Annotated in this window: 7 protein-coding genes, 1 pseudogene and 1 riboswitch; of the genes and pseudogenes, 5 read left to right on the top strand and 3 right to left on the bottom strand. The window is 60.7% G+C overall.

Going from position 1 to position 10,002, the window contains the following annotated elements:
• Positions 1-76: 76 nt before the first annotated feature.
• Together AC1D00_RS12345 and AC1D00_RS12340 are read left to right on the top strand one after the other, a co-directional pair.
• Positions 77-1,330 (top strand): serine hydrolase domain-containing protein, encoded by a 1,254-nt coding sequence (locus AC1D00_RS12345; protein WP_477010863.1) that lies wholly within the window; start codon positions 77-79, stop codon positions 1,328-1,330.
• Positions 1,331-1,536: 206 nt separating this feature from the next.
• Positions 1,537-1,953, top strand: a complete 417-nt coding sequence (locus tag AC1D00_RS12340; protein ID WP_025575903.1) for an SRPBCC family protein — start codon at positions 1,537-1,539, stop codon at positions 1,951-1,953.
• Positions 1,954-2,165: 212 nt separating this feature from the next.
• On the opposite strand, the gene AC1D00_RS12335 is transcribed toward AC1D00_RS12340, so the two are convergent.
• Together AC1D00_RS12335 and AC1D00_RS12330 are read right to left on the bottom strand one after the other, a co-directional pair.
• Positions 2,166-2,822: a phosphoribosylanthranilate isomerase gene (locus tag AC1D00_RS12335; RefSeq protein ID WP_477010862.1), complete on the bottom strand. Its 657-nt coding sequence runs from the start codon at positions 2,820-2,822 to the stop codon at positions 2,166-2,168.
• Positions 2,823-2,961: 139 nt separating this feature from the next.
• Positions 2,962-3,705, bottom strand: coding sequence for a class I SAM-dependent methyltransferase (locus AC1D00_RS12330; RefSeq protein ID WP_477010861.1), 744 nt, complete (start codon positions 3,703-3,705; stop codon positions 2,962-2,964).
• 454 nt (positions 3,706-4,159) lie between these two features.
• Positions 4,160-4,354: riboswitch (cobalamin riboswitch) on the top strand.
• Positions 4,355-4,461: 107 nt separating this feature from the next.
• Between AC1D00_RS12330 and AC1D00_RS12325 the strand changes: the two genes are divergently transcribed.
• The 3 genes from AC1D00_RS12325 to AC1D00_RS12315 all read left to right on the top strand — a co-directional run bounded on the left by AC1D00_RS12325 (position 4,462) and on the right by AC1D00_RS12315 (position 9,570).
• On the top strand, positions 4,462-6,735 hold the full coding sequence (locus AC1D00_RS12325; protein WP_477010860.1) for a TonB-dependent receptor: 2,274 nt from the start codon (positions 4,462-4,464) through the stop codon (positions 6,733-6,735).
• A 2-nt stretch (positions 6,736-6,737) separates the two neighbouring features.
• On the top strand, positions 6,738-8,183 hold the full coding sequence (locus AC1D00_RS12320; protein ID WP_477010859.1) for a PepSY domain-containing protein: 1,446 nt from the start codon (positions 6,738-6,740) through the stop codon (positions 8,181-8,183).
• A 358-nt stretch (positions 8,184-8,541) separates the two neighbouring features.
• Positions 8,542-9,570 carry a hypothetical protein gene (locus tag AC1D00_RS12315; RefSeq protein ID WP_477010858.1) on the top strand — a complete coding sequence of 343 codons (1,029 nt, stop codon included), beginning with the start codon at positions 8,542-8,544 and terminating at the stop codon, positions 9,568-9,570.
• Positions 9,571-9,678: 108 nt separating this feature from the next.
• On the opposite strand, the pseudogene AC1D00_RS12310 reads toward AC1D00_RS12315, so the two are convergent.
• Positions 9,679-10,002: pseudogene (locus tag AC1D00_RS12310) on the bottom strand (hypothetical protein); the annotation flags it as partial.

Here is a 10,002-nt window from a genome sequence, read left to right as displayed (position 1 = left end):
CACAAGAACGTGTGAGGAGGCAAGTCCAATGAATTGGGGAGCGCTCTGCAGGCCGCGCGGTTGCCGCGGGTTTTTGTTGCCCGCCATTCTCGTCTCCGCGCTCTGGGCGCCCTTGGCATGCGCACAGGACGTCCGAAGCGCTCCCGGCGAGCCGGGACCGGTCTTTTCGGATAGCGGCCCCGATGCCGAGATCTACGGCGCGGCCGAAGGCTATCCAGTCGGCACGCGGGGGACCACCACCCAGCTTGACAAGCTCGTCGGGGTCTACAGCCATTTCGGCGAGATCTACCCCTCGCGCGCGATCGCTCGCGCGACGGCGCCCTGGCAATTCAAACGCGCGCCAGAACCATCGATCGCCTACAGTTTCGGCACGGAACGGCTGAGCATCGCGGATTACCTCAAGCGCAACCCGGTGACAGGACTCCTGATCGCCAGGGACGACACCATCCTGTACGAGCACTATCAATATTCGCGGACCGACCACGATCGCTTTCTTTCGCAGTCCATGGCCAAGACACTGGTCGGCATGCTGGTCGGGATCGCGGTCTCGGAAGGACGGATCAAGTCGATCGACGATCTCGTCTCAACCTACGTCTCTGGCCTTGCAGGAACGGAATATGGAAACACATCCATCCGGGCCTTGTTGAACATGTCTTCGGGCGTCGAATTTTCGGAAAACTATGATGGGAACGATGACATAGCCCGGCTTGGGCGAGCCCTGTTCGTTGGAGAGACAAAAGATCCCGCCGCCGTCGTCGCGCAATTCAATACCCGAACCGCACCGCCGGGGACCAAATGGCACTATGCAAGCGTGGAAACCGAGATACTGGGCCTGGTCCTGCGCGCCGCCACGGCCACCCCGGTTGCCGACTATCTCCACGACCGGATCTGGGACGCCATCGGCACCGAAGCGGATGCCTCATGGGCGATAGACGGTAGCGGGCAAGAGATTGCCTTTTGCTGCTTCAACGCAACCTTGCGCGACTATGCGCGCCTGGCCCGGTTGCTCGCACACGACGGCGCCTGGGAGGGTCGTCAGTTGATCCCGCGACAGTGGCTGTTGGATGCCACGACCGTCAGACCAGGCGATGGTCATCTCGCTCCGCAAGTGGCCACACCCTATTTCGGTTACGGCTATCAGGTGTGGCTCCTCCCTGGCGAGCAGCGCAGATTTGCCCTGCTCGGCATACGCGGTCAGGTCATCCTGGTCGATCCCGCCTCGAAACTCGTCATGGTGCACACTGCCGTTCGCAAAAAGCCGTCCGAGCCGGGAGGCCTCAGGGAACCGCTTGCGTTGTGGACCGCCGTGCTTCAACAGCTCGGAAAATAACGATCTGACAGGGCTTTGAACCTCATCACGGCGCACCTGGTTGCCCGCTATCGCATTTTTGAGACATTGACGGCTCGACCATGTCGGCATGGACCGGTCTCGATCGTCCTTGGGCGGACACATCTCGGAAGTGCCGTGGATGGACCCCGCACACGTCGGTGATGCCGTCACCTTGAGCCGTGAAAATAGAAACAGGAGCAATGTTCATGAGGATCAGCGTCGAAACCACCGTAGCAGCCCCCATCGATCGGGTCTGGCGCGCTTATACGACGCCTGCCGACATCGTGAAGTGGAACGCCGCGTCCGACGACTGGCATACGACCAAGGCTACGGTCGACCTGCGAGAAGGCGGCCTCTTCTCGTCTCGCATGGAGGCCAAGGACGGCAGCATGGGCTTTGACTTCGCCGGCACCTACACAAAGATCGTTGAGCACAAGCGGATCGAATACGCGTTCGGCGATCGAAAGGCCGAGGTCGAGTTCGCGCCCGGCCCGAATGGCATTGTCGTCCGCGTCGTCTTCGACAGCGAGCCGACACACTCGGTCGAGCAGCAGCAAGGCGGCTGGCAGGCGATCCTCGACAGCTTCGCACGATACGTGGAGGCGAAGCAGAAGACGTCGTGAGGCCGTGCGGGGGCGGGAGATGGAGGTCCCTGACGGGCGTCGTGGGCTTTCCGCGCGGAGCACCTGACGGAAACTGAATAGTTCGGGAATAGCCGGCTTGGGGGCCGCCGCGTCGGTTTACCCTTAGCCGGCGACCTCCGGTTCGCGCCGGACCCCGGACAAGCCGCTGCGTTGCGCTCACCGACGCGATGGGCCAGGAAGAGAAGTGCGATCTAACCGCTCGTCGCGGCGCGATAGAAGGCTTCCACCTTGCCGAGGTCCTTTGAGTGAGTGCCCTCTCGATCCGTTCTTGTTTTCGAATCAACGCCGGCAGGTCGCACCGACCGAATAGCTTCTTTGACATTGTCCGGTCCGAGGCCACCAGCAAGTATGACCGRGGTGCGAACACTCTCCACTATCGTTCGACTGATGCTCCAGTCGTGGGTCACGCCCTGCGCGCCGATTTGCACATCACCCGTGCGATGACTGTCGAGCAGGATCCAATCGACAACCCCATCATATGCTTGCGCCACGCCTACTGCCTCAGGTCCCGCGACAGGTACGCTGCGCATGAATTTGGTCTTCGGCAGGGACTTTCGCAGCGCCACGACAAGATCGGGCGTAAGCAATTCGCTTGATGCACCAAGATGAACAATGGGCGGATCAAGCTCTCTCGMCATCCGTTCGATAAGAGCGACATCCGCCGAAAGGAACAGCGCGGAAAGTACGGACGGCGCCCGCATCATCTTCATGACCGCTAACGCCTTCTGAACCGGAAGCTCCCGGGGGAAGGCTCCATCGCCGACGAGCACGCCGACATGATCCACGCCGATTGCAGATATCGCCTCGGCTTCCGCAGGTGTCGCGACTTCGTAAATTTGCGTCAGCATTGTCTTACACGTTGCCACCACTCAGTTGAGTAGACAGGATGGGCAGGTCTTGGGTCAACGGCCGTTTTGGGTCGATCGCGCCGGTCGGGCGCTCGGACATGTTCGCGTATCGCTTCTGAGACGGGCGGCGGGCGTGGTGTCAGCGCGTGCCGGCAGGATCCCTGCAAGCAACGATGTCGCGGGGAGATTTTCGACCCGCTACCTCCGGCGGAGAGAATACGGCCAGGTACCCTCCATCCCCTGCGAGCTTATATGTGGCGACCTCGCGATAGCCGACGGCGGTCAATTCGCAGCGCAGGAGCTCGATTGGCGTGCCATGCTTCGACGTCGGAAGCTCGAGGTCGACAATTCCGACCCGTGCACCCTGCTTCAAGGCGGGCGCGAGATTGTAGAGGAAGGCATAGGGTTGCGCTATCTCGTGATACATGTGCACAAGGATTGCGGCATCCAGCGACGAAGCGGGCAGACGCGGGTCGTGTGGTTCGCCGAGCGCGAATTGCACGTTCGTCAACTTCAGAGATTCTGTTCGCCTGGCGAGTTCTATGAGGTAATCCCGCGTGACTTCCTGGGCAACGACAGAGCCGGCGGGTCCGACGAGGTACGAGAGTCTGACCGTGTGGTAGCCACTGCCTGCACCAATGTCGCCGACTGTCATGCCAGGTTTCAGTTCAAGAACGCGTGCGATCTGGCCGGCCTCATCGAGAGCGTCGCGGCGCTCTTCGGCGGAGCGGCGTGAGCTGACAATCCGTGCAACAGGGCGCTGTGGTGAGGGAAACTCGTTTGCCGCAACTCCGGGGGGAGCCAGATAAGCTATGTCAGCGGCATATGCGCAAGCTGCAGTAAACGCCACAAGGAGCGTCGCTGCATAAACCAGTGCCGTCACGCCCCTGCCAGGCTTTCTCAACCGGTCGAGGCGCAGTCGCCCGGGTTTTGTGAGCTCTCGATGTGCGCTCACCGTCAAGTCAATGAGGTTCAGTGTAGCGGGCAACTCCATCCGTGCGCCTCGCGCTTACGCCCACCCATTGCACCTGAAAGCAAATCCTATCAACCCAATGGATCTGCATTGGGTCAAGCCATTAATGTCCGTTGCGGGTCAAAATGCGCCGTTCAGGCGGCACGCCGTCTGCTTCCGGTCTACCCCTATGAGCCGACAAATTGGCGTTTCGTCTGCACTTCGTGTTTGGGCCACAACCTGACTTGGCCCGAGACAGACGAAAGGCCGCCCCCGGGTGGTCGCCAGCTAAGGACTTTGGCAATCCCCGCTCGGTCGGGCGATCGGGACAGCGCGCTGCTTTCCGCCGCAGCCCGATGGCCAGTTGACAGTCCTTTGCAAATAAAATTAGGGTGCCTGCGACGGTTCTCTTTCGGGAGATCAATAGGGAATACGGTGCGGGGATCCCCCAACGCCGTGGCTGCCCCCGCAACTGTAAGCGGCGAGCCTTCGTCAAAAGCCACTGGGCCTGCGGGCTTGGGAAGGCGGCGACAGGCAGCGACCCGCGAGCCAGGAGACCTGCCGTCAGTCGTGGTCACACGCGAGCACATTGGGCGGGGTGTCCTGATGAGTGTTGAGCTGTCTTCCTCTTGAGGCAGCGGCCAAACTGCGTTCGCGGTGACGTGCCACGTTATCGCGAGACTATTGATGACCTCCCGTAAAATTTCCGCGCCACGGCAGCGCTGCGCGTTGCTCCGTTCAGTTGCATTCTCCTGCCTTGTGCTGTCGACCGACGGCTGGGCGCAGTCCGAAAGGCCGGGCCAGACGCTCGACCCTGTGGTGGTGCAGCCGCCAGTGAGGCAGCCGAATGCCCGCAGCACCCGACGCAGCGATGCAATGCGCTCCGCGCGCTCACGCCAACAACGAAGTGTAACTGGCGACTCGCGTGCTCCGACTGTGAACCCGACGGGTCCGGCGTTCGCCGCACCGACGCTCAACCTCACCGGTGCGAGCACGGCCGGCAGCCGCCTCGGCCTCACGCGACTGCAGACGCCGGCCAGCGTGGAGGTGATATCAGCCGAGACCATCGCCGAGCGCGGCCAGCAGAACATCCTGGACGCGGTGACGCAAAACGCGACCGGTTTCACAGCGAGCCCGGCCCCCGGCAATGGCGGCGTCTCGTTCAATACCCGCGGCTTCACGGGCCTTGGCTCCGTCATGACGCTGTACGACGGCACCCAGCTCTACATCGGTGCCGGGACGGTGACCTTTCCGTTCGACACGTGGTCGACTGAGCGCATCGAAGTGCTGCGCGGCCCTGCGTCGGTGATGTATGGCGCCGGTGCGGTCGGCGGCGCCATCAACATCGTTTCGAAACTGCCGTCGTGGGTCGCTCGCAACCAGGCAGAGGTCTCGCTGGACAGCAACATGACGAGGCGAATTGCCGTGGATAGCGGCGGCCCGGTTAGCAAGGACGTGGCCTATCGGATCACCGCCACCGGCAACATATCGGACGGATGGGTTGATCGTGACGACACCTCGAATGTCGCGCTTCATGCCGTGGTCCAGATCAGGCAGAACGAAGACGTCACCTGGACGCTGTCCACGGACTACGGTGACCGCAACCCATCGCGGTACTTCGGAACGCCGTTGATCAACGGCATACTTAATGAATCTCTCCGGTTCAAGAACTACAATGTCAGCGACAGTCACATCCGATACCAGGATAGCTGGAACCAGGTGAAGACCGAATGGCAGGTTGCCGATGGCATCTCGATCCAGAACACGCTCTACTACCTGAACTCCAAGAGGCACTGGAAGGACGTCGAGAGCTACGCCTACAATCCCGCCACCGGCCTGATCAATCGAAGCAGCTACATCGAGATTTTTCACGATCAGCAGCAAGTCGGCAATCGCTTGGATGCGAAATTCCGCGGGCACGTCCTTGGCATGGCCAATGAGTTCGTGGCGGGCTTCGACGTCAACAGCATCAATTTCACCCACACCAACAATTCGCCTTATGGCGGCTCATCGTCCGTCAACCCGTTCAACTTCGTTCCAGGCTTGTTCAGCAGCCCGAACGCCACGATTCCCAGTTACGGCAGCGTAACCAACCAGTATGCGCTGTTTGCCGAAAACCGGCTGTCGGTGACCGAGCAACTATCCTTGATTGCCGGTATCCGCCAGGATGACCCGACCATCACGCGCACCGACCATGTCACGCCCGCCAACAGCTTCGAGAAGTCGTTCTCCTCGACAACCTGGCGCGCCGGTGCGGTCTATACACCGATGAAGGACCTCGCATTCTATGGCCAGTATGCAACGGCCGTCGACCCTGTCGGAGGGCTCATCTCGCTGTCCTCCGCAAACAAGAACTTCGATCTGGCCACAGGCAAACAGATCGAGATCGGCGTCAAGCAATCGTTCTGGGGCGGCCGGGGTGAATGGACACTGGCCGGCTACGAGATCGTAAAGAACAACCTGCTGGCACGCGATCCCAACATTCCTTCGCTCACCGTCCAGGTCGGCCAGCAATCATCGCGTGGGATCGAAGCATCAGTCGGATTCCTACTCGACTATGGCTGGCGAATAGATGCAAACACCGCCTTCCTGCGCGCGAAGTATGACGACTTCGTGCAATCGGTTGGTGGCGTGGCCGTGAACTATGCCGGCAACGTGCCGGTCAACATACCGCAGACCGTCTCCAACATCTGGGCGACCTGGGCCTTTGCGCCGAACTGGTCGGCCAATGCGGGCGTGCAGATCGTCGGCAAGACCTACGCGGACAATGCCAACACGATGACGCGCCCGGCCTATAACATCGTCAATGCCAGTGTGCAGTGGAAGCCCGATCTCAACACCACCGTGTCGTTCCGCGTCTACAATCTGTTCGACGAGGTGTACACGACTTCGGGCGGCACCACACAGTGGCTGCTCGGCATGCCCCGCACGGCTCAGCTCGCGGTCAACGTGAAGTTCTGAGCGTGGCACGCGCCCTGAAACGAACGCTCCGGCGGTGGCTGTATATCGGGCACCGGTGGATCGGCATCACTACCTGCCTGTTTTTCGCCATGTGGTTCATTTCCGGCGTGGTGATGATGTACGTCGCCTTTCCCAGCCTTTCAGACAAGGAAAGACTGGCAGCGCTTCCCGACATTCAATGGGAGAAGGTGACGCTGTCGCCGGACGACGCGATGAAGATGGCAGGCGCCACCCGCTATCCGCGCGATCTCCGGCTTTCCATGCTGGCCGACGAGCCGGTGTATCGGATGACGGGCTGGGACAGCAAACGGCAGACGATCTCTGCAGCCGATGGCCACGTCATCACTGGCATTTCCGAACAGCAGGCGCTCGACGTCGTGCAACATCATCCCGCGAGCAAATCACCGCGGCTCGAAGCGATCATCGACCGAGACCAATGGAGCGTAACTGCCCGTTATGATCCGCTGCGACCGCTCTACTTGATTGCGCTCGGCGACGATGCCGGCACCAAGCTCTATGTCTCCTCGCGCTCCGGCGAGACTGTGCTCGATACCAACCACACCGAGCGCGTCTGGAACTGGCTCGGCTCGATTCCACACTGGATCTATCCGACCGTGTTGCGCAAGGATGGGCCATTGTGGCGGCTGGTCGTGCTTTGGATCTCTGGAATCTGCCTCATCGTCGGCGCCACCGGCATCTGGATCGGCATCCTGCGCGTACGGCTGAGGCGGCGGTATGCGAGCGGCAAGATCACGCCCTATCGTGGCTGGATGGCGTGGCACCATGTCACCGGCTTGATTGCGGGCGTCTTCGTGCTGACCTGGACGTTCTCTGGCTGGCTTTCGCTAAACCCCGGCGGATATTTTGCGAACCGCAACACGACGGGCGAGGTGCTGCAACGCTATGCCGGCCACGATGCGCCGACGATCGCGACGAAGTTGCCGGCGCCGCAATCCGCCGTGGTCGAAGCGCGCTTTGTCTGGCTCGATGGCAATCCGATGATGATCGCCGCATCGCGTGATGGCGCGCAGCGGCCGCTCGATGTGATGTCGGGCGAGGTTATGACACTCCCGCAGGATCGTGTGTGGACCGCAGCAACGAAACTGTTGCCGCGAGCACGTCTTGCGGAGCAACGCATCCTCAGGGAGTACGATGCCTATTGGTATGCGCATCATCACGACCGCGAATTGCCGGTCTTGCGGGCGATGTTCGACGATGATGCGAGAACGTGGTTTCACATCAGCCCTGTTACGGGCGACATCATCGGCCGCGTGGACGGCAGCCGTCGCACCTATCGCTGGCTGTTCAACGCGCTGCACAGTTTCGATTTCCGGTTTCTGCTGACGTATCGCCCGGCCTGGGACATCGTGGTTTGGCTGCTGTCGATCCTTGGCGCCATCGTCTCTGTGAGCGGTGTCGTCGTCGGCTGGCGCTATCTGCGCCATTGAAGTGAATTGCGCCGTTGGCAATGTCCGTTCCGGGTCAATCGCGTCGGTTTACCCCGATGTGATGACTTCCGGTCTGGCCGGATAAGCCGACATCGTCAGATCGGACCTGCATGTCTCGAACGGGCCATTAGCGGACATTGATTGGCCTTCCGCGTTCTCCGGAAAGCGTAGTAGGCTACGCCCACTGCCGTCCGTGCCCAATTGTTGCGGAGGGACTGGCCCTGAAACTTCGCCGCTGAAATTTTCTGCATATCGCCGCGGGGGCCGGCCAGATCGTGTTTCCGCCGCCGAAGGAGGCTCTCAATTCCGCGCGCAAAATTTCGCGTTGACGGACCGAACTAGGACAGGAAAAGCAGACATGGCCGCTTTTCAAGAGGTTTTCCGCCGCTCCGGCATCGATGAGCGCCGCAGCCCGCCGGGCATGGTCGTGCCGTTCGGCGGCTCCAACATCGTGGCGCTGATCGATCCCGGAAGAAAGCTCAAAGTCGATCCTAACGCCCATGCCCTCGGGATCAAGGAGATCGATGGCGCCGATACCCTTAGACGCGTAATGCAAGCCAGAGACATCTTCTCCGAACCCAATATCGATCCGCAGCTCAGGGCGGCGTCACTTCCCGCCACCTTCAATGGCGATGCACGGTTTTTCGAAATCAATGGCCGGATTAAGCCGATTGGCTTTCCCGGCCTGGAGGTGGTGGCCCGGTCGGCCGGCCGGAAGATCGAAGCCAAGCTCCATGTCGTCGTGCTGCCAGAAATCAAGATCAAGGTGGCGTTCCGCAATGTCATGGTTCCGGGGAGTGGCGGCGCTCCGGCGTTTCACGCCAAGAAGCCCTGCAGCGAGCAAGATGAATTGCTGACGATGAACAATATATGGAGGCCGCAGGCCAACATCCGCTTCGAGCGGGTGCCAAGCGACTGGCTGGTCGTCGACGACTCGCAGGCTGCCGTCAAACAGGAGCTCGCCAATGCGACTGGCATGAAGGATGCGAGCCTGGCGACCTTTCCCGATGTGATCGACGTCGAAAAACTGAAGGGCTTCTTCGTCAAACACAAAGTCCAGGGCGCCCATCTAACCATTTTCTGCGTCGATAAGGTTTGGTCCAATGGCGGCCTCGCCAATGGCTCGTTTGCTCGATCGCTGGACCTTGCCTTCATCAGCTCGCAACGCGGGCCCAACACGTCTGCCCATGAAGCTGGGCATTTTCTCGGCTACTACTCGAAGAGCGCGAGCAAACCTTGGGACAGCCAAGGCCACACGCTGGAGACCGATCCGAAAACCAGAAAAGAAAACAGGGCGGAAGACATCAAGATGCTGATGCGCGGGGGAGGCGCCGGGTGGAAAATTCCGTTTAATCTCGTCAAGGAGTTCCGCGACTTCCCCGGCTAGCATCCTTCGTCGGCCCCTGCCAAAAAAGGCAACATCGCGGGCTTGGCCCGGATATGAAAGAGGCCGCCAACTGAAGGGCGGCCTCAGCACATCTTGATGTGATTTCTGTTAGCTCTTGAGCCTTAGACTGGAGCAATACCAATAGGACTCCAATGGTGCGTAACCCATCTTGGTGCCCGCCGTCGTGCACTCGCCGTAGGATTTGTAGCGTGCGTCTTTGCACGTTGACGAAATACGGCCAGCAGCAAAGGAGCATCCGATCTTGGCGCTCGGATCACTCGTGACTGCGGCATTCGCGGGTGGTCCGGCCGTCGCGGGAGTGATCGACATGGCGGCGACAGAAAGACCAGCGGCAAGTATCGAAACGGCTTTCATGGCTATCTCCCAAATTTTTCCGGAACGGTTGCCGTCCTGGTGCGAGAGTATATGCCC

Source organism: Bradyrhizobium sp. P2_E8, assembly GCF_056403875.1.
Note: the sequence above shows the minus strand (reverse complement) of the source record. Positions and strands in the feature narration are given on the sequence as shown.